Source organism: Bradyrhizobium sp. CB3481 (genome assembly GCF_029714305.1).
GTDB lineage: Bacteria > Pseudomonadota > Alphaproteobacteria > Rhizobiales > Xanthobacteraceae > Bradyrhizobium.
This window is the reverse complement of the sequence record NZ_CP121647.1, coordinates 4,277,774-4,297,917: the sequence shown is the minus strand read 5'-3', so window position 1 is coordinate 4,297,917 and position 20,144 is coordinate 4,277,774. Positions and strand designations below refer to the sequence as shown.

Sequence of the window (20,144 nt, the reverse complement as noted above, 5' to 3'; positions counted from 1 at the left end):
CGGCTTAGGGATTTTGCGGTGTTGTTTGCAGTGCGGTTTCATCGTATGCGAGCAGCATGGTCGAAACCATGCACCAACCACGCTTCGGAGCGGGCCAACAGCCTGTAAAACCTGCGCATTCCGGGCGCAGGGTCGCCGCCGTGTTCGACTTCGCGACCGCGAACCATTTTCGCGCCGTCGTGTTCCTGATGCTTTGCGGGCTCGTCCTGTTCTTGCCTGGTTTCTTCAACATTCCGGCGATCGACCGCGACGAGGCGCGGTTCGCGCAGGCGACCAAGCAGATGGTCGAGAGCGGGGATTTCGTCGACATCCGCTTCCAGGACGACGTCCGCTACAAGAAGCCGGTCGGCATCTATTGGCTGCAGGCCGCCGTGGTCGAAACGGCGTCCTCGCTCGGCCTGCCGCGGGCGCAGCTGCGCATCTGGCTCTACCGCATTCCCTCATTGATCGGCGCCATCGGCGCGGTGCTGCTGACCTATTGGGCCGCGCTCGCCTTCGTCACGCGGCGCGGGGCGGCGCTGGCAGCGCTGATGATGTGTGCCTCCGTGCTGCTCGGCGTCGAGGCGCGGCTCGCCAAGACCGATGCGATGCTGCTGCTCACCGTTGTCGCAGCAATGGGCGCAATGGCACGGGTCTACCTGTCTTGGCAGCGTGGCGAAGATCCGGAGCGTCCGCCCTGGACGGCGCCCGCGATCTTCTGGACTGCGCTGGCCGGCGGCATCCTGCTCAAGGGGCCGCTGATCCTGATGTTCGTCGGGCTAACGATCGTGGCGCTCGCGATCCTCGATCGCTCGGCGGCATGGCTGTGGCGGCTGCGCCCGCTATGGGGCCTGATGTGGACGCTGGTGCTGGTGCTGCCGTGGTTCGTGGCAATCTTCTGGCGCGCGGGCGAGGCGTTCTTCTCCAATTCGCTCGGCGGCGACATGCTGAGCAAGATCGGCGCACAGGAATCCCACGGCGCGCCGCCCGGGCTCTATCTCCTGCTGTTCTGGGTCACCTTCTGGCCGGGCGCGGCACTCGCCGGGATGGCGGCGCCGGCGGTCTGGCGTGCGCGGCGCGAGCCCGGCGCGCAGTATCTTTTGGCCTGGCTGGTCCCGTCATGGATCGTGTTCGAGGCCGTCTTGACCAAGCTGCCGCATTACGTGCTGCCGCTCTATCCGGCGATTGCGATCCTCACCGCCGGCGCGCTCGAGCGCCGCGTGCTGTCGCGGTCCTGGCTGATGCGCGGCGCGGCATGGTGGTTCGTCATACCGGCCGGCGCGGCGGTGCTTGCGGTCGCCGGCGCGATCAAGCTGACGCATTATCCGGCGTTCCCGGCTTGGCCCTTCCTGGCAGCATCCATGATCTTCGGCCTGATCGCCTGGTGGATGTTCGAGGACAGCCGCGCCGAGCGCTCGCTGCTCAACGCGGTGGTCGCAGCGATGTTTCTGGCGATCGGAATCTACGGCATCGTGATGCCGTCGCTGACCGCGATGTTTCCGAGCGCCGAGATCGCGCGTGCGCTTCGGGGCGTGGTTTGCGTCGGGCCGAAGGCCGCCGCGGCCGGCTTCCACGAGCCGAGCCTCGTCTTCATGGCGGGCACCGGCACGCTGCTGACCGACGGATCGGGCGCCGCCGATTTTCTGGGGCAGGGCAGTTGCCGCTTCGCGCTGATCGAATCGCGCACTGAGCGCGCCTTCGTGCAGCGCGCCGAGGCGATCGGGCTGCGCTACAACGTGGCGAAGCGGATCGACGGCTACAACATCTCGCAGGGCAAGGCGATCTCGATTGCCATCTTCCGCTCGGAAGGAACGGAATAGATGGATGCGAAGCCCGTTGCCATCGACTCCCGGAACTTTGTCGCGCGCTTTGCGATGCTGAGCTGGCTGTCGCTGGCGCAGCTCGTGCGCTCGCCGTCGCATTCCCGACGCGCCGAGGCCGCGCGCCGCGCGGCGCGGCATGCGTTGTGGCTGACGGCCGGGCTCGTCGCTGCGATCATTGTCCTGATGGTTGCGATCGACGCCTGGGAAATCGGCCAGATGCCGAAGCGCGGCACACCCTCGTTATGGTGGGTTCGCATCCTCACCGATTTCGGCAAGGACGAATACGTGCTGTCCGCGCTCGGCGTGCTCTTGATTGCGGTCGCGCTCGCCGCGCCGGCCTTTCGCGGCATCCAGCGATCACTGCTGCTCGGGCTCGGCACGCGGCTGCAATTCCTCTTCCTTGCGGTGGCGTTTTCCAATCTGGTGACCGAGGTGCTGAAATACAGCGTGGGCCGCGGCCGGCCCTTTGTCGGTGGCGAGGCCAACGTCTTGCATTTTTCGCATTTTGCAGGAAATCCGGCCTATTACAGCTTCCCCTCCGGGCATGCCACGACCGCCTTTGCGCTCGCTTTTGCGGTGTCTTCCATCTGGCCGGCGAGCCGGTTCGCGATGGCGCTCTATGCCGTGATCATCGCGGCGACCCGGCTCGTGCTGCTGGCCCATCATCCGAGCGACGTCGTTGCCGGCGCGCTGATCGGCATCATCGGGGCGATGTTCGTGCGCTACTGGTTTGCGGCCCGCCGGCTGGGGTTTGCGATCCAGCATGACGGCAGCATCGTGCCCCTGGTCGGGCCTTCCTCGGGACGCCTCAAAAGGGTTGCCCGCGGCGCTTTCGCCCCATAAAAGCGGACGCCGCCAGATGGCCCGATAGGCCCGGTTCCGAGCCCTTATTCTTACCAACCAGACGAGTGCCGATTTGACTTCTGCCGACAGAGATTCGGTCGCCGTTTCCATCGTTGTGCCGGTGCGTAACGAAGCGGAAAACGTCGCCCCGCTGATTGCGGAAATCATCGCTGCGCTCGGCGGCCGCTGGAACTACGAGATCATCTATGTCAATGACGGCTCGACGGATGCGACCGCCTCGCGGCTAGCCGAGCTGATGAAGCAGCACCGCCAGCTCCGGCAGCTGAAACATGCCGCCTCTTCGGGGCAGTCGGCGGCGGTGCGCAGCGGCGTGCGGGCGGCGCGCGGCGCCATCGTCGCGACGCTGGACGGTGACGGCCAGAACAACCCGATATTCCTGCCGGACCTGATCGCGGCGGTCGAGAAGGGCGCCGGCCGTATCGGGCTTGCAGCGGGCCAGCGGGTCGGGCGCAAGGATACCGGTTTCAAGAAGCTGCAGTCGAAGATCGCCAACGGCGTGCGCAAGGCGATCCTGAAGGACGGCACCCGCGACACCGGCTGCGGGCTGAAGGCGTTCCCGCGCGATGTATTCCTGTCGATGCCTTATTTCGACGGCCTGCATCGCTTCCTGCCGGCGCTGGTGCGCCGCGAAGGTTTCGAGATCGCCTATGTCGACGTGATCGATCGTCCGCGTCGGTCCGGCGTGTCCAATTACGGCTTCTTCGACCGGCTATGGATCGGGATCATGGATCTCGCCGGCGTATGGTGGCTGATCCGCCGCAAGAAGCCGACCCCCGTTGCGACCGAGGTTTCCTGATGCTGATCCAATACGGGCAGGCGCTCGGCGACTATCTCTACGACGTCTTCGTCGCCAAGTTCGATTTCTGGCTGGCGTTCGGACTGATCGCGCAATTGTTCTTCACCGCGCGCTTCCTGGTGCAGTGGATCACCAGCGAACGCGTCGGGCAGAGCGTGGTGCCGATGGCGTTCTGGTTCTTCTCGATGGGCGGCGGGGTAATGACGCTGATCTACGGCATCGCCAAGCGCGAGCCGGTGATCATCCTCGGCCAGTCGCTGGCCACCATCATCTACATCAGAAACATCATGCTGATCGTGAAGAACCGCGGCAGCGGCTCGAAGACGCTGGACCGCTGATCAGGGGCGGCCGGGCACCGGCGTCGGCAGCGCCGGCAAATCGGTTTCGGTCCTGCGGTAGGCGGCCAGCTCCCCCGCGGCATCCAGCACCGGATAGGCTACCGAGCAGATATGCGAGTGGATGCGCCGGAGGTCGCGCAGCACGTCGAGATGCAGCGAGGTGGTCTCGATGGTTTCGGGCCGCCCCTCGCGCAGGCGGTCGAGATGCCGCTCGGTGGCGGCGATCTCGGCGGTGCGCAGCGCAGTCTTTTCGGCGAGCAGCTTGCGCGCTTCATTGACGTCGCCGGACATGAAGACGCCGAATGCGATCCGCAGCGAATCCATTGTGCGCTTGTGGAAGGCAAAAAGCTCCTCGGCGCCCTCGGCCGAGAACTGGAAGCGACGCTTGATCTTCTTGGTGGCGAGCTCGCTCAAATTCTTGTCGATGATGTCGCCGATATGCTCGAGGTTGATCGCGAAGGAGACGATCTCCATCGCCCGCTGCCCCTCGCGCTCGTCGAGGCTGCCGCGGGTGAGTTTTGTGACATAGAGCTTGATCGCCTCGTCTAGGCTGTCGACGCGGTTGTCCATCTCCGAGACCTGGTCGACCAGCGCCCGGTCGTTGGTCATCATCGCCGCCATCACCTTGCGCAGCATGATTTCGACGTGATCGCCCATGTGCAGCGTCTCGCGGGCGGCGTCCGCCAAAGCGAGCGAGGGTGTCTCCAGGGCGCTCTCGTCGAGATAGCGCGGCCCCAGCGCATCGGCTTCCTTGACGCGTTCGGGCAGCAGCCTCTGCAACAGCCGCGCCATGCCGTCGAGCAGGCCGATGAAGACCAGGGCCGTCGCGACGTTGAAGGCGATGTGGAACAGGGCGGTCGCCTTAGCGGCGTCCGGCTGCCACGCGGTCAGTAGATCGGCGATCGGCTGCAGGAACGGCGCCACCACCAGGATGCCGGCCAGGCGGTTGATGAGGTTGCCCAGCGGCAGGCGATAGCTCGCCGGGTTGTCGCGGCGCGCGCCTTCGACGAGCGGATTGATCGCGCTGCCGAGATTGGCGCCGAGCACGAGCGCCAGCGCCGCGTAGGGCGTGACGAAATGCGCATAGGCCAGCGACATCACCAGCAGCACGCTGGCGACGCTGGAATGCACCAGCCAGGTCAATTGCGGCAAACAGGATGCAGAGCACGGGATCGCCTGTAATGGCGTTCATGAACACGCGCACGCCCGGGGCGTTCTCCGCCGGCGCCAGCGTGTTGAGCAAGATGTGCAGCGCCAGCAGCATCAGGCCGAGCCCGATGAAGACGCGGCCGATGTCCTTGACGCGCGAGCGGGGCCCTGAGCGGAAGGCGACCAGGCCGATGATGAACAGCACGGGCGCGACGGCAGCGATGTTGAATGACAGGATCTGCACGATCAGCGTGGTGCCGACATTGGCGCCGAGCATGATGGCAAGCGCAGGGACCAGGCTGACGATCCCTTCGGACGTAAACGAGCTCGTGATCAGCGCAGTGGCGGTGCTGCTCTGGAGCAGCGCGGTCAGGCCGAGGCCGGCGCCGAAGGCGGTGAAGCGGTTGCTCAGGGCCTTTGCCAGCAACAGGCGCAGGTTCGGCCCGAACGCGCGCAGGATCCCGCTGTGGACCATGTGCAGGCCCCACAGCAGCAGCGCAACGCCGCCCATCAGATCGAGAAGAACCAGACTTCCCATGCGTTTTCGTTTCCGCCAAATCGAGTCGAGGGGTCAGGCTATCGCCTAACGAGGGGGGATCAACCCTTTAATTTGCCGAAAAATTGCGGGGTGGCGGCCCGCTCCGCCGTTTGGCCGCCTCGGCGCTCCGGATTCGGTAAACGGAATTCGAATCCATCAGTTACATTGCGAGCCGTCGCGCTAGGCCAATTCCAAGGATTGTTCGGTAAAGCTGATCCACCTTCGAGTGAATCCCATCGAGCAGGGGCAGGGACGGACATGTTGGCAGCGAACCGCCGCGCAAGCGTACGACGTGCGTGTAGAAATTTTGCGAAAATACAGTTCGCGACCGGCGGATTGCCACGCGACTGCATGATCACGGACATGTCGGACGGCGGCGTAAAGATCATCGCCGAATATCCGGAAATCCCGTCCGAATTCACGGTGATCTTCACCGAGGGCAGGCCCCGCCAGTGCCGGTTGGCCTGGCGAATCGGCTGTGAGCTCGGCGCGCAATTCCTCGACTAGAGCGCTTTGCGAGGCGCCGATGGCCCACTGGCCGAGGGCGCAAGCGCCCAGCGGCCGGGAAGCCGCCGACGAAGGTCATCCATTACCGCAAAAGGGAACAAGTTTAACCTGAACTTAGGGTTAAGCTGAGAACACTGCTGGACAGTTGCCGCCGTGAGTCCAGCTACATGTTCCAGAAGTTGTCCTATCCGTCCCGCACCGCGCGGCTACTTGCGTGCACGTCTGTCCTGATGCTGGGGCTGGGGCTTGGTAGCTGCACGAGCTCGGGACTGTCCGATATCACCGGTTCGATCGACGAGAAGGCCGAGGTCAGCCGCACCGGCGATCCGCGCCGCGACATCGAAGCTTATCAGGAGCAGTATCGCGCCAATCCGAAGGATGCGGACGCGGCGCTGCGATACGGCAAGGCGCTGCGCGCGACCGGCCAGCGCTCGCAGGCGGTTGCGGTGCTCGAACAGGCCACCATCGCCCATCCAGGCAATCGGCTCCTGCTCGCCGCCTACGGCCGCGCACTGGCGGACAACGGCAATTTCCAGCAGGCCTTCGACGTGCTCGGCCGCGCCCACAGCCCCGACGATCCCGACTGGCGGCTGCTCTCGGCGCAGGGCGCGACGCTGGATCAGCTCGGCCGGTACGAGGAGGCGCGGCAATATTATGCCAGTGCGCTCAAGATCGCGCCCGACCAGCCCGCGGTGCTGTCCAACCTCGGGCTGTCCTACGCACTTTCGAAGGAGCTGGCCAAGGCGGAGGAGACGCTGCGCCGCGCCCACAGCCTTGCGGGCAGCGACGCGCGCGTGCGCGCCAACCTCGCGCTGGTGGTTGGCCTGCGGGGCAACTTTGCCGAGGCGGAGAAGATCGCCAAGGCCGACCTTCCGCCCGCCGAGGCCGCGGCGAATGTCACACAATTGAAGCGGATGCTGGCGCGCAAGGACAACGAAAACGCCCGCGCCGAAGCCGGCAAGATGCCGATCGCCGCGGCCGGGCGTTCCGATTAGTTAGGGCGTCAGCCGGCCGCCGGCGGGCTGACGGCCTTGTTCACGCCCGACGGGCCGTGGTGCCCTGCAGCTTCTTGATGATCGGCGCCAGGAACGAGGGGGTCCGCGACCGCTTGGTCACCGCGTGTCCCGTCATCCGCTGCGCGATCTGCAGGAACATCTGGGTGGTGCGATGCCTGGCCGAGATCTGCGCGATCATCTGGCCGTTATTGGCGGCGGTGCCGAACATCTTCGAATCGAACGGAATCGCCGCGATCGGCGGGCTCTCGATCGCCTTGGCGAATTCCCGTACCGAGATTTCGGGACGCTTGTGCATGCCGACCTGGTTGAGGCAGTAGAGCGGCGGACGGTCGTTGGGCCGCGCCGCCTTCAGCACGTTCAGCATGTTCTTGGCGTTGCGCATGTTGGCCAGATCGGGCTCGGCGACGATCAGAATGTCGTCGGCGCCGACCAGCGTGCGCTTGGTCCATGCCGACCATTGATGGGGAACGTCGAGCACGATGCACGGGGTCGTCATCCGCATCGTGTCGAAGATCGCATCGAACGCATCGGCGCCGAAATCATAGACCTGGTCCAGCGTTGCCGGAGCCGCCAGCAGATTGAGGCGGTCGGAGCATTTCGCCAGCAGACGCTCCATGAAGGCCGAGTCGGGGCGTTCCTGCTGGAACACGGCGTTGGCGATGCCCTGAACCGGGTCCTGGTTGTAATCGAGCCCGGCGGTGCCGAAGGCGAGGTCGAGGTCGATTACGACGGAATCGAGCGCCAGATCGCGCGCGATCGCCCAGGCCACGTTGTGCGCGACGGTCGAGGCGCCGACGCCGCCCTTGGCGCCGACCACGGCGACGATGCGGCCCACGGCCACTTCTTCCGAGGCGGCGTAGAGACCGCAGATCGCGCGCACCACGTCGATCGGCGCGACCGGTGCGGTGATGTAGTCGCTGACGCCGCGCCGCACCAGCTCGCGATAGGGGGTGAAGTCCTTCGCGTTACCGATCACGACGACACGGGTGCCCGCGTCGCAGACGGTTGCGAGCTCATCGAGACCTTCGAGAATATCGCTGTCGGGGTCGCTCTCGATCAGGATGACGTTGGGCGTCGGGGCCTTGTGATAGGTCTCGATGGCGGCGGTGATGCCGCCCATGTGGGCAGTGAGGTGAGCCTTGCCCAGACGGCGGTCTTCGCTCGCCGCGCGCACCGCGGCGGCGACCGCGACGCTGGCGCAAAAAGCCTGCACCGAGACGCGCGGCGCCGGCGAGATGTATTCCTCGGGCTGCGCCGGCGTGTCGTCCAGTTGATCGTCGGAGTTTTGAAAAACGCGGCTGATCATTTGCCTGTATCGCTAAGTTTGGCCTTGTCGGCTTCGGGGTAATTGGTCGCGGTGGAGGTTCCCTTGCGGTATTTCTCAAAGGCGGTACTTCGGCGCGGCGTATAGGCCGGCGTCTCGGAACGCGGCTGCTCGAGATCCGCGGGGTTGTCGATCATCGCCGCGAGGTTGCGCTGGGTGGCGCAACCGAAATTGTGATAAGGGCGGTTTTCATTGTAGGCGGCGTTGTCGATGTTCGGGCCGAGATCCTGCGGCCACAGCCCACACGGGCCGGCGACGGCGGCAATCTTCGGATAGCTCAGCCGGATCGTCGGCAGGGTCCTGCTGTCGTCGGGATGGTAGTGGCGCAGCGTGATGGCGCGCGAGGGAACGCCGCCGGCCATCAGCACCGACCGGATTTCCTGGTACGATGCTGCGGCCGCGCGCGCATTCGCCGTTTCGATCGGGACTTCGGCGACGATGGCACCGGTGCCTTCACGCATCCAGTTGTAGGCCAGACCCGCAACATCGGCGCGCTGCGGCCCGGAGAGGCCGCCGCGGCCACGGCCGACGAACACGGTGATCGACTGGTCGGCTTCGGTTACCGCGATCGGATGACGATGGCGGTAATCATTCGGTACGCTCGCGGTGGTCACGACTTCCGTGGATTGCCAGTTGCAGGCGCCGAGCGTCGTCGCAAGGCCGAGCAGGGCGCCAAATAGTCCCGCGGCCTTGACCCGTTGGAGCGGTGTTCTTGATGTCATCATTCTGTCCTCGTCCCCACGCGGTGAACAGTGCTGCGTTTCAGTCAATGATGAAGCCGAAATTGCCCTGGACGCCGGCGACCGGATCGACACGGGCGGCGACGCCGTAGATGCGGTTGATACGGCCGAGCAGCGCGGACTGGGAATCGGACGCCGGCGCGAAGCCGTCATCCGGTCGCGACAATTCCTTCTGCGCGGCCGCGCGCACGACATAGGGCGTCACCAGGACCATCAGTTCGGTCTGGTTGTTGACGAAGTCCTGGCTGCGGAACAGCTGGCCAAAGATCGGGACCTGGTCGAGGCCGGGCAGGCCGTTGACGGCTTGCTTGGTCTGCTCCTGAATCAGGCCGGCCATCGCCATCGAGCCGCCGGAGGGGATTTCCAGCGTCGTCTCGGCGCGGCGCGTCTTGATCGAGGGAATGGTCGTTCCACCTTGACCGCCGGTCAGCGAGTTTTCAGTCGAGACCTCAGAAACTTCCGTCATCACCCGTAGGCTGATCCGCCCCTCGGACAGGACCACCGGCGTGAAGTTGAGCGAGATACCGAATTTCTTGAAGCTGACGGTCTGGACGCATTGTCCGATGGCGCCGCCGGTTGTCGTTTGGCAGGTCACACCGGTCGGAATGGGAAATTCACCGCCGGAGATGAACGTTGCGGATTCGCCTGATATCGCCGTGAGATTGGGTTCGGCCAGGGTCTTCACGACGCCTGCGGTTTCCATCGCGCGAAGCGTTGCCTTGACTGACGGCGCCGAGCCGAACTGTCCGATAAGGGCGTTGCCGGGGACCAGGGGAGCGTTGTTGGCGGTGAAGGGATTGTTGTTGTTGAAGACCACCGAGGTGTTGCCGACATTCAGGCTGGCGCTCAGGTCGATGCCCAGCTGCTTGATGACATCGCGCCGGACTTCCGCGACAGTAACTTTCAGCATCACCTGGTCGCGGCCGCGAACGACGATCGAGTTGACGACCTTGTCGGCGCCGCCGACCAGCCGCGCGGCGATCTCGCCGGCCTGCTGGGCTTCGACAGGGCTCGATACCGAGCCGGTCAGCAGCACGCTGTCGCCGACGCCCTCGATCTGGATTCCCGGCATCGACTGCCGCAGTGCGGTCCGCACCCCGTTGAGGTCGCGTTTGACGGCGATGTCGTAGGAAGCGATCTGCTGGCCGTCGCCGTCGAAAAACACCACGTTGGTCTGGCCGACGGCGCCGCCGATGATATAGGCGCGCTGCGGCGAGCGGATGACGGCATTGGCGATCTTCGGATCGGCGACCAGCACATCCTTCACGTCACGCGGCAGGTCGACCACCATCGACTTGCCGATGCCGAGCGACAGGAAACGCATCTTCACCGGGCCGAGGGCGGAGGTCGTCACCGGATCCTTCTCGGTCTCGGCTGCGGCCACAGGCAGCAGCGGGCCGAGCGCCAGCGCGGCAACGGCCGACAACAACAGGGTGCGCCCCACCGCACTCTGCGTGGCCGACTTATTTTCCCCAAACTTCATTTCAGTCGTCCTTTCGGTCACTTCTGTGCCGTCGTTGGATTGGCGACCCCGTAGCGAACTACGTTGACGCTCTCGCTTCGTCTTTGAACTTGCTCCTCGGGGCGCCCTTCGGGCGCGTTGGCATCGGTGATGCTGCGCAGCGCGAGCGACAGCGTGCCGCTCTGGCGCGCGCGTGCCAGCGTTTCGGCCTGCTCGGGCTTCAATTCGAGCGTCGCGGTGCGGCCGACGAGGGAGTTGCTGCCCTCTTTTTCCTTCGGCGCCTGATCGATCGCGAGCACGCGGATGTTGGAGAGGATGATTTCGGACTGGATGACATCCGACCCCTTGCCGTCGGGATTCTTCTCGCGCTTGGAGAGAATGACGTCGACGCGGTCGTTGGGCAGGATGAAGCCGCCGGCACCGCTTTCAGGCGAGATCTCGGTCGAGAGCGCACGCGACCCGGTCGGCAGGATGGCGGCCATGAAGCCGGAGCCGGTAGCTTTGACCAGCTTCTGCTCGCGGATCGGCTCGCCCGCGAAGAAGGGCGAGCGCGCGATCGAGCCGGCGATTTCCTTGATGCCGTCGGCCCTGCCGGCGCGGTTGATCAGATTGGCGCCGGCGGCCGAGGCCGGCCAGGTCTGCCATTGCAGGTCTTCGGGTTTGAGCAGCTGGCCGAGCCCGACGTCGGACTTCGCGACCAGAATTTCAACCGTCGGCAATTGTGCGACCGGTTCGGCAGCCGGCTTGGTGTTTTCTTCGGTACCGCGGGCGAGGTAAGCGGCAACGCCGCCTGCACCCAACGCGATGATCAGTACGACGATACGTGCGATGTTCATACGCTTACGATCTACTCTTACGCTTACGCAGGGATGCCCAACCGAACACAGCCACCCCCGACAGGAATGACTAGGCATCAAAGGTATAAGGGAACTTGAGGCGTGAAGTTTTTGGTTGATCGGAAAGCGGGATTCACCGTCATGGTGAACGGGTGGTTAGCAATCAGGCGAGGCTTGTCCGCAAAACACCGGTAGCCGCCAATGGCGCGCGCTAGCGGTTGAAGTCGTTAATAGAATTGAAGATGCGCTTTGGAAGCCATGCCGGGCGTCGGCCCGCCGCTGCTAGGACGCGCGCGCCTGCTCTTGCGGCTCACTCTCTGCGAAGCCGGCCTCCAGGACCTCGTCGCGCTTATGGCGCAGATGCGCGCGAAGAATATGCGACAGCCCGACGCCGTCGCGGCGTTGCAGTGCATTGAGGATGGCTTCGTGCTCCTGCACCGCGAGCGCCCAGCGCTGCGGCGTCATCGGCGTGACGTAGCGCGCGCGGCGAATGCGGGCAGTGACGGATTCATAGAGGCCTGACAGCACCGGGTTGCCGGCGGCGGCAATGATCGCCTCATGGATGGTGCGGTTGCAGCGGTAGTACTGCAGAAGGTCGCGCTCGCCGTAGTGCCGCACCATCGCGGCATGGGCGGCGGCGACCTCGGCGATTTCGGAATCCGTGATGCGCTCGCAGGCGAGTTCGCCGGCCAGGGCTTCCAGTCCCTGGCATACCTCGAACAGGTCGCGCATGTCCTTGTCGGTCAGCCTCGCCGCGCGTGAGCCGCGGTTCGGCAGCAGTTGAACCAGGCCCTCGGCGGCGAGCACCTTGAGGGCTTCGCGCAGCGGGGTGCGCGAGATCTGCAGCCTGTCGCAGAGGTCGCGCTCGGGGATCCGCGCACCCGGCGGAATCTCGCCGTCAAGCAGCATGGCGCGGACGCGGCCTACGACTTCCTCATGCAGCATCGCCGGAAAATCCAGTTTGAATGCAAAAATGGCTATATCACCGAAATCTTGGCAGTTCCAGCTTGATAAAATGTATTTTTGCATTCAGAATTGGTAAAAATCGATTAAGAAAGGGTCGTTTAGGGATGGACCAGGAGACAGCGGTACGGGAGGATGACCTCCTGTTTGCCCTCGATGACGGCATCGGCCGCATCACCTTCAACCGCCCGCAGGCGCGCAACGCCTTCACGTTCGAGATGTACGAGCGGCTGGCCGAGATCTGCGAGCGCGCCAACCGCGACCACGCCATTAAGGTGCTGCTGCTGCGCGGAGCCGGCGACAAGGCGTTTGCTGCAGGCACCGACATCAACCAGTTCCGGGCCTTCAAGACGCCGCAAGACGGGCTCGACTACGAGAACCGGATCGATCGCGTGCTCGGCATTCTCGAAACCTGCCGGGTGCCGACCATCGCCGCGATCAATGGCGCTTGCACCGGCGGCGGCGCGGGCGTTGCAGCCTGCTGCGATCTGCGCATCGGCACGAAGAGCACGCGAATGGGATTTCCGATCGCGCGCACGCTCGGCAATTGCCTGTCGATGTCGAATGTCAGCCGCATCACCACCTTGATCGGCCCGGCACGGGTCAAGGACCTGATCTTCACGGCACGGCTGATCGACGCCGGGGAGGCGGCCTCGGTTGGGCTGCTCAACGAAGTCGTCGATGATCTCACAGCGCTCGACAAGCGCGCCGACGAGGTCGCGCGGCTCGTTGCCGGCCACGCGCCGCTGACGCTGAGTGCGACCAAGCAGGCGGTTGCGCGCTTACAGAAACGGCTATCGCGCGAGGAGGGCGAGGACCTCATCCTGATGTGCTACACCAGCCAGGACTTCCGTGAAGGGCTCGACGCGTTTCTCACCAAGCGCGCGCCGCAATGGCGCGGCCAATAGGAGTCCGCATGTCCCTTCAAGACCACACGACACCGCGTTCGGGGCCGCTCGCCGGCCTCAAGGTCATCGATCTCACCCATGTGATGGCGGGGCCGACCTGCACCCTGATGCTCGCCGACATGGGCGCTGACGTCATCAAGATCGAGAAATGGCCGAACGGCGACGACACGCGCCACTCGGTGCCGCCGACAATCGGTGACGAGGCAGCTTCCTTCCTCATGATGAACCGCAACAAGCGCGGCATCGTGCTCGACCTCAAGACCGCCGGCGGCAAGGAGGTGCTGCGTCGCCTGATTGCGGACGCCGACGTGCTGGTCGAGAATTTTGCGCCGGGCGCGATGGAGCGGCTCGGCTTTGGTTATGAGGAGTTGCACAGGGATTTTCCCGCGCTGATCTATTGCTCGCTGTCCGGTTTCGGCCGCACCGGTCCGTACAAGCATCGCCGCGGCTTCGATCTGGTCGCGCAGGCGATGAGCGGGATCATGAGTTTTACCGGCGAGCGGCCCGACGGTCCGCCGGTCAAATGCGGCCCGCCGCTCTCGGATATCACGGCCGGTCTCCTCGCCAGCATGGGCATTCTTGCCGCCTACTCGCACCGGCTGAAGACCGGCGAGGGGCAGTGGGTGGAGACCTCGCTCTTTGAAGCTGCGCTGGTCCAGACCTATTGGCAGTCGACGATTGCGCTCGCCAGCAACGTGGCGCCGCGCGCGATGGGCTCGGCCCATCCGCTCAACGCGCCGTATCAGGCGTTCGAGGCATCCGATGGCTGGCTCGTGGTCGGCGGCGCCAACAAGAAGCATTGGCTGTTGATGCTCGAAGCGCTCGGCGCGCCGGAGCTGGCGTCCGACCCGCGCTTCGTCAACGGCTCCGACCGCATGGCCAATCTGAAGGAGCTCGAAGCCGAGTTGAGCGCGCGCTTCCGCAAGCACACGCGGGCGCATTGGCTGGCGGCGCTGGACGAGAAGGGCGTGCCCTGCGGCCCCGTGCACGACATGCTGGAAGCGCTGAACGATCCGCAGACGCTGGCGCGTGATATGGTGGTCGAGGTCGAGCATTCGACGCTCGGACCGGTCAAGACGATCGGTCTGCCCGTCAAATTCTCGGCGACGCCCGGCAAGGTGCGTTCGGGCGCGCCCATCTATGGCGAGCACACGCGTGAGGTGCTGCGCGAGCATGGTTTCGATCAGGCGCAGATCGACGCCTTCGAGCGGGAGGGCGCGATCGTTGCCGCCGCCGGCCGCAAGGAGCAGGTCGCCTGATGAGAAAACGATAATACGAACGGCAACAATACAACAATAATGACACCCCGGAGGAAACCATGAGGATCACGTCGAAACTTCTGCTGCCCGCGGCAGCGTTCATGCTCGCGGGCGCGATTCCGGCCCAGGCTGCTTGGCAGCCGCAGAAACCGATCGAGTTCGTCGCAACCGCCGGGCCGGGCGGCGGCACCGACAACCTCGCGCGCGCCGTCCAGAGCATCATCACCAAGTACAAGCTGACCGACCAGCCAGTGGTGGTCGTCAACAAGGGCGGCGGCAGCGGCGCGGAAGGCTATGTCTACGGCAAGGCCTCCGCCGGCGATCCCTACAAGGTGATCTTCGGCACCTCGAACGCGTGGCAGCAGCCGCTCGTCTCCAAGGTCGCCTTCAACTACACCGACCTCACCCCGATCGCCGCGATGGCGCAGGACGAGTTTCTGCTGTGGGTGAAGCAGGACGCGCCCTATAAGACCGCCGGCGACTTCCTCAAGGCGGCGGCGAGCTCCGAGTTCAAGATGGGCGGCGCGCAGTCCAAGGATACCGACGAGGTGCTGACGCGGATGATCGAGAAGGCGGGGAAGGTCAAGTTCACCTACATCCCCTTCAAGAGCGGCGCGGAGGCTGCCGTGCAGCTGGCCGGCGGCCATATCGACGCCCATGTCAACAATCCCTCCGAGAGCCTCGGGCAATGGCGCGGCAGCACCCAGCGGCCGCTCTGCGCCTTCAGCCCGAAGCGGTTGCCGCAGGGGCCGAAGATCACGGCGACTGAGGGGTGGAGCGATGTGCCGACCTGCGTCGAGCAGGGGCTTGCGATCTCGCAATACGAGCAGCCCCGCACGGTGTGGCTGCCCGGCAAGGTCACCCCCGACCAGGCGGCATTCTACGTCGATCTCATGAAGAAGGTGCAGGCCACGCCCGAATGGAAGGAATACATCGAGAAGACCTCGCAGGTTGACACTTTCCTGACCGGCGCAGCGTTCGCTGATTTCATCAAGCAAGATCTCGAACACATCAAGCAGGTCGCGGGCGAACAGGGCTGGTTGGTGAAATAGGGGCCTCGCGATGATATCCCGACGCGCGCTCGAAATCGCCGCTGCGGCGCTGACCGGAATCTTCGGCGCCGTGGTCGTCATATCCAGCCTCGACAACGGCATCGGCTGGTCGAGCGCCGGGGTCGACGCCGGCACCTTTCCGTTCCTGACCGGCGTCATCATCGTGCTCGGCAGCCTCTACAATGTCGCCCAGGGCGCGCTCGGACGCGGCACGCTTGCCATTGTCAGGACAGCCGTCACGCCGTCTGAACTGCGCCGCCTCGCGGGGCTGTTCGTTCCAGCCGCGATTTTCGTCGCCGTCATTCCCTTGCTGGGGATGTATCTCGCGTCGGCGGGTTACGTGTTCGCGGTGCTGGCGCTGCCCCGGCGGCAGACGGTGTTGCGCGCGCTGGTCATCGCCGCGGCGACCCCGCTTGCGCTCTACGTCGTGTTCGAGCGCATGTTCCAGGTGTCGCTGCCGCACGGCGCGCTCGCCGCCGCATTCGGTTTCTGAAGGGACGGGCGATGGAAAACCTTCAATCGCTGCTGCACGGCTTCACCATCGCGATCACGATTCCGCATCTGACGCTGATGGTGGTCGGCGTCCTGCTCGGCATCCTCGTCGGAGTTCTGCCGGGCCTCGGGGCGCCCAACGGGGTGTCGCTGCTGCTGCCACTCACTTTCGGCATGCAGCCGGTATCGGCGATCATCCTGCTCTCGAGCATGTATTGGGGCGCGTTGTTCGGCGGTTCGGTAACCTCGATCCTGTTTAACATCCCCGGTGAACCCTCGTCGGTCGCCACCACCTTCGACGGCTATCCGATGGCGCGCGACGGCCGGCCGACGACGGCGCTCGCCACCGCCTTCGGCTCGGCGGCGTTCGGCGCGCTGATCGGCGTAGTCCTGATTACGTTTCTGGCCTCGTGGGTAGCCCAGGTGGCACTCGCCTTCGGGCCGCCGGAGTACTTTGCGGTCTATTTCCTCGCCTTCGCCAGTTTCGTCGGCATGGGCGGCGCGGCGCCGATCAAGACGGTGGTGGCGCTCGCGATCGGGTTTGCGATTGCGGCGATCGGCATCGATACGGTCTCCGGCAGCGTGCGGCTCACCATGGGGATCGACGAACTCGTGAAGGGCGTCAGCTTCGTCGTGGCCGTGATGGGGCTGTTCGGCATCGGTGAGCTCCTGATCGCGGTCGAGGAGGAGTTTTCCGCCCGCGCGGTCTCGTCGCGGGTGGATTGGAAGGAAGTGTTCCGCGCGCTCCGCCGCCTGCCGAGCCATGGCGTCGCGTTGTTGCGCAGCGCCGCCATCGGCTGCTGGATGGGCATTACGCCGGGCGGTCCGACCGCGGCTTCCTTCATGAGCTATGGCATCGCAAAACGCTTCTCGCGCAATGGCGCGCGGTTCGGCACCGGCGAGGCCGAGGGCATCGTCGCGCCCGAGACCGCCGACCATGCCGCCGGCACCAGTGCGCTGCTCCCGATGCTTTCGCTCGGCATTCCCGGCTCCGCCACGGCCGCGGTGATGATGGGCGGGCTGATGATCTGGGGCCTGAATCCCGGGCCGATGCTGTTTGTCGACCAGAAGGATTTCGTCTGGGGACTGATCGCCTCGATGTATGTCGGCAACATCGTCGCGGTCGCGCTCGTGCTGCTCACCGTTCCCGTGTTCGCCGCCTTGATGCGGATTCCATTCGCCGTCATCGCACCGCTGATCGTCATCATCTGCGTCGTCGGCGCCTATTCGGTCTCGAACTCCTATCTCGACATCGTCCTGATGCTCGGCTTCGGCCTCGTCGGCTATCTCTTCAAGAAGCTACACTATCCGCTGGCGCCTCTCGTACTGGCGATCGTGATCGGCGACAAGGCCGAGGACGCGTTCCGGCAGGCCATGCTGATGTCCAAGGGATCGCTCGGGATCTTCTTTGCGAACACCCTGGTCACGACCCTCGTGCTGGCGGGAATGGCGCTGCTGTTGCTTCCGCTCGTCCTGCAGATCGTGCGTCTCTCGCGCAAACCGCACGAAGCCGCTCATGAAGAAGTGAGGATCATATGAACCTGGATAGAACCGGCAAGCCGGTGATCGCGCTGGCGATGGGCGACCCCGCCGGCATCAGTCCGGAATTGACCGCGAAGCTCGCCTGTCTCGAAGAAATCCGCTCGCGCGCACGGCTGATCGTGATCGGGGACCGCCGCGTGTTCGATGAAGGCGCACAGGTGGCCGGCATCGAGAGCGAGCTACCGAATGTATCGCCATCGACGGACCCTCGAACGATCGGCAGTGATGCCGCCTTTATGGACCTCGGCCATCTCGATCCCACGACAATCGCACAGGGTGTCGCCAGCCAGTCCGGCGGAGCGTTCGCGCTAGAGAATTATCGGCGCGCGCTGACGCTGGCGCGTGACGGGCTGGCCGATGCCGTCTGCTTCACGCCGTTCAACAAGAAGGCGATGCGGCTCGCGCGCGCCGAGTACGACGACGAGATTGCGTTCTCCGCCGAGATCGCCGGCCTGAAAACGCCGGCCAGCGAATTCAACGTGCTCGAGGGGCTGTGGAATGCCCGTGTCACCTCGCACATCCCGCTCAAGGACGTGGCCTCGCGGCTCTCGGTCGAGCGCATTCATCGCGCGCTGAAGCTGACCGATGCCTGCATGCGGCGGGCGGGCTTTGCCGAGCCGCGGATCGCCGTGGCTGGGCTGAACCCGCATGCCGGCGACGGCGGCAATTTCGGCCGCGAGGAGATCGACGTAATCGAGCCCGCCGTCAAGGCCGGCCGTGCCGAAGGCATTGCGGCGGAGGGGCCATTTCCGGCCGACACCGTGTTCCTGCGCGCCAGGAATGGTGCCTTCGATGCGGTGCTGACGATGTATCACGACCAGGGCCAGATCGCGATGAAGCTGATGGGTTTTGATCGCGGCGTGACGATGCTGGGCGGCTTTCCGTTTCCGATCTGCACGCCGGCCCACGGCACCGCCTATGACATCGCAGGCCAGGGCGTCGCCTCGGTCGGCGCCAGCCGCGCGGCCTTGCTGCTCGCGGCCGAGATGGCTGATACCGCGAGGCTGGGACATCGGGCGGCCTGAGGTACCCACCTCGGGTACGATGAGATCAGACCGCCCGCTATGCCGGCCGTTTGCCGGCTACTGTGCATGGGGTTGTTTTCGATATTTTGTTTTGGACGGTCAACGAAGCATCAGGCCCGGACCTGATCGGGCTTCATACGGCCGCCTTCAAGGCCGCAAAGCCGCGCTCCAGGTCGGCCTTGAGGTCCTCGACATTCTCCAGGCCGATATGGAGCCGCAGCGTCGGCCCGCCCGGCGACCATTTGGTCGCGGTGCGGTAGGGGTCGCAGTCGAACGGGACGACGAGGCTTTCGAAGCCGCCCCACGAAAAACCCATGCCAAACAGCTTGACCGTGTCGAGCAGGGCATCGACCGCCTTTTGCGGCACCGGCTTCAGCACGATGCTGAACAGGCCGGAGGCACCGGTGAAGTCGCGCTTCCAGATCGCATGGCCGGGATGGCTCTCGAGCCCGGGATGCAGCACATCAAGGACTTCCGGGCGGGCGGCGAGCCAGCGCGCCATTTCGAGGCCCGAGCGGTGATGCTGCGCGAGCCGCACCTGTAACGTGCGGGTGCCGCGCAGCGCCAGGAAGACGTCGTCGGGGCCGGCACACACTCCGAGCAGGCGGATGCCTTCGGCAATCAGCGGCCACGCTTTTGCGTTCGCCGAGATCGTGCCGAACATGATGTCGGAATGGCCGCCGATATATTTGGTGGCGGCCTGCATGCTGATGTCGACGCCCTGGTCGAGCGAGCGATGAAACAGCGGCGTTGCCCAGGTGTTGTCGTCGATGACGAGCGCGTCCTTTGCATGCGCGACTTCGGCGATGGCAGGGATGTCGGCCATCTCAAACGACTGCGAGCCGGGCGCCTCGACCAGCACCGCCCTTGTGTTGGGCTTGAACAGCTTTTCGATTCCGGCGCCGATCAGCGGATCGAAATAGGTCACCTCGACGCCGTAGCGCTCCAGCATGCCGTTGCAGAAATTGCGCGAGGGCCGGTAGACGTTGTCTGCTACCAGCAGATGATCGCCGGCCTTCAGTACCGAGAGCAGGGTAGTGGTGATGGCGGCGAGGCCGGACGGCGCAAGGCCGACGCCGGCGCATTGCGGGCCCTCCAGCGACATCAGGACGTCCTGCAGCGCCCGCGTGGTCGGCGAGCCGTGGCGTCCGTAGGTGAATTCGGCGCGGTGGGCATGCAGGTCTTCGGCCGTCGGGTAGAGGACGGTCGAGCCGTGGTAGACCGCCGGATTGACAAAACCCCTTTGCCCCTTGGTGTCACGGCCGGCCGTCACCAGCCGGGTTTCGGGTTTTTGCGGGTTCGATGCGCCGTCGTTCGAAAAGCTCATGCGTTTGCATTATCCAAGACGTTATGCCGCAGCCGCAACTTGATGGCGAAAACACCGACAGGCGGCTGATTGGGGCCGGTGTGTTAATAACAAGACACAGAAGTCGGCAGTCAACCCCTTGACCCGGCACGCTAGTCGTTCTGAGATGCGCGCCAACTAAACAATCGCTGCAAGTTGAGGGGCCTGCCGCGATATCCGATCCAG

The 20,144-nt window shown here is 65.0% G+C and carries 18 protein-coding genes and 1 pseudogene; 12 read left to right on the top strand and 7 right to left on the bottom strand.

Going from position 1 to position 20,144, the window contains the following annotated elements:
• Positions 1-56 precede the first annotated feature (56 nt).
• The 4 genes from QA643_RS20840 to QA643_RS20825 all read left to right on the top strand — a co-directional run bounded on the left by QA643_RS20840 (position 57) and on the right by QA643_RS20825 (position 3,800).
• Complete coding sequence (locus QA643_RS20840) at positions 57-1,799, top strand: glycosyltransferase family 39 protein (RefSeq protein ID WP_283027783.1); 1,743 nt, start codon at positions 57-59, stop codon at positions 1,797-1,799.
• Positions 1,800-2,645: a phosphatase PAP2 family protein gene (locus tag QA643_RS20835; RefSeq protein ID WP_283027782.1), complete on the top strand. Its 846-nt coding sequence runs from the start codon at positions 1,800-1,802 to the stop codon at positions 2,643-2,645.
• 73 nt (positions 2,646-2,718) lie between these two features.
• Positions 2,719-3,462 (top strand): glycosyltransferase family 2 protein, encoded by a 744-nt coding sequence (locus QA643_RS20830; protein WP_283027781.1) that lies wholly within the window; start codon positions 2,719-2,721, stop codon positions 3,460-3,462.
• Positions 3,462-3,800: a lipid-A-disaccharide synthase N-terminal domain-containing protein gene (locus QA643_RS20825; protein WP_283027780.1), complete on the top strand. Its 339-nt coding sequence runs from the start codon at positions 3,462-3,464 to the stop codon at positions 3,798-3,800. Before QA643_RS20830 ends, QA643_RS20825 begins: the two co-directional genes overlap by 1 nt.
• Here the strand turns inward: QA643_RS20825 and QA643_RS20820 are convergent.
• Positions 3,801-5,487 (bottom strand): annotated as a pseudogene (locus QA643_RS20820) (Na/Pi cotransporter family protein).
• 258 nt (positions 5,488-5,745) lie between these two features.
• On the opposite strand from QA643_RS20820, the gene QA643_RS38680 reads away from it, so the two are divergent.
• Together QA643_RS38680 and QA643_RS20810 are read left to right on the top strand one after the other, a co-directional pair.
• Positions 5,746-5,994 (top strand): PilZ domain-containing protein, encoded by a 249-nt coding sequence (locus QA643_RS38680; protein ID WP_349253210.1) that lies wholly within the window; start codon positions 5,746-5,748, stop codon positions 5,992-5,994.
• 167 nt (positions 5,995-6,161) lie between these two features.
• Positions 6,162-6,989, top strand: coding sequence for a tetratricopeptide repeat protein (locus tag QA643_RS20810; protein WP_283027778.1), 828 nt, complete (start codon positions 6,162-6,164; stop codon positions 6,987-6,989).
• A gap of 40 nt (positions 6,990-7,029) precedes the next feature.
• Here the strand turns inward: QA643_RS20810 and QA643_RS20805 are convergent, their stop codons facing one another.
• The 5 genes from QA643_RS20805 to QA643_RS20785 all read right to left on the bottom strand — a co-directional run bounded on the left by QA643_RS20805 (position 7,030) and on the right by QA643_RS20785 (position 12,317).
• The gene (locus QA643_RS20805; protein ID WP_283027777.1) at positions 7,030-8,316 is read right to left on the bottom strand and encodes an AAA family ATPase; all 1,287 of its coding nucleotides are present in this window, start codon (positions 8,314-8,316) and stop codon (positions 7,030-7,032) included.
• Complete coding sequence (locus QA643_RS20800; protein WP_283034869.1) at positions 8,313-9,056, bottom strand: CpaD family pilus assembly protein; 744 nt, start codon at positions 9,054-9,056, stop codon at positions 8,313-8,315. Before QA643_RS20800 ends, QA643_RS20805 begins: the two co-directional genes overlap by 4 nt.
• Before the next feature lie 40 nt (positions 9,057-9,096).
• Entirely contained in the window at positions 9,097-10,557 is a 1,461-nt protein-coding gene (locus tag QA643_RS20795) for a type II and III secretion system protein family protein (protein WP_283027776.1), read from the bottom strand.
• Between the two features lie 17 nt (positions 10,558-10,574).
• Positions 10,575-11,372 (bottom strand): Flp pilus assembly protein CpaB, encoded by a 798-nt coding sequence (gene cpaB, locus QA643_RS20790; RefSeq protein WP_283027775.1) that lies wholly within the window; start codon positions 11,370-11,372, stop codon positions 10,575-10,577.
• Positions 11,373-11,654: 282 nt separating this feature from the next.
• Positions 11,655-12,317: a GntR family transcriptional regulator gene (locus QA643_RS20785; protein ID WP_283027774.1), complete on the bottom strand. Its 663-nt coding sequence runs from the start codon at positions 12,315-12,317 to the stop codon at positions 11,655-11,657.
• Positions 12,318-12,442: 125 nt separating this feature from the next.
• On the opposite strand from QA643_RS20785, the gene QA643_RS20780 reads away from it, so the two are divergent.
• Genes QA643_RS20780 through QA643_RS20755 form a run of 6 tightly spaced genes read left to right on the top strand, consistent with a single transcriptional unit; the run spans position 12,443 to position 18,613 of the window.
• Positions 12,443-13,243, top strand: coding sequence for an enoyl-CoA hydratase/isomerase family protein (locus QA643_RS20780; protein WP_283027773.1), 801 nt, complete (start codon positions 12,443-12,445; stop codon positions 13,241-13,243).
• An 8-nt stretch (positions 13,244-13,251) separates the two neighbouring features.
• Complete coding sequence (locus QA643_RS20775; protein ID WP_283027772.1) at positions 13,252-14,502, top strand: CoA transferase; 1,251 nt, start codon at positions 13,252-13,254, stop codon at positions 14,500-14,502.
• Between the two features lie 59 nt (positions 14,503-14,561).
• The gene (locus QA643_RS20770) at positions 14,562-15,554 is read left to right on the top strand and encodes a tripartite tricarboxylate transporter substrate-binding protein (RefSeq protein WP_283027771.1); all 993 of its coding nucleotides are present in this window, start codon (positions 14,562-14,564) and stop codon (positions 15,552-15,554) included.
• Between the two features lie 10 nt (positions 15,555-15,564).
• The gene (locus QA643_RS20765; RefSeq protein WP_283027770.1) at positions 15,565-16,047 is read left to right on the top strand and encodes a tripartite tricarboxylate transporter TctB family protein; all 483 of its coding nucleotides are present in this window, start codon (positions 15,565-15,567) and stop codon (positions 16,045-16,047) included.
• A gap of 11 nt (positions 16,048-16,058) precedes the next feature.
• Positions 16,059-17,585, top strand: a complete 1,527-nt coding sequence (locus QA643_RS20760; RefSeq protein ID WP_283027769.1) for a tripartite tricarboxylate transporter permease — start codon at positions 16,059-16,061, stop codon at positions 17,583-17,585.
• Entirely contained in the window at positions 17,582-18,613 is a 1,032-nt protein-coding gene (locus QA643_RS20755; protein ID WP_283027768.1) for a 4-hydroxythreonine-4-phosphate dehydrogenase PdxA, read from the top strand. The genes QA643_RS20760 and QA643_RS20755 overlap by 4 nt, the downstream gene beginning before the upstream one ends.
• 133 nt (positions 18,614-18,746) lie before the next feature.
• On the opposite strand, the gene metC is transcribed toward QA643_RS20755, so the two are convergent.
• Positions 18,747-19,940, bottom strand: a complete 1,194-nt coding sequence (metC, locus tag QA643_RS20750; protein WP_283027767.1) for a cystathionine beta-lyase — start codon at positions 19,938-19,940, stop codon at positions 18,747-18,749.
• Between the last annotated feature and the right edge of the window lie 204 nt (positions 19,941-20,144).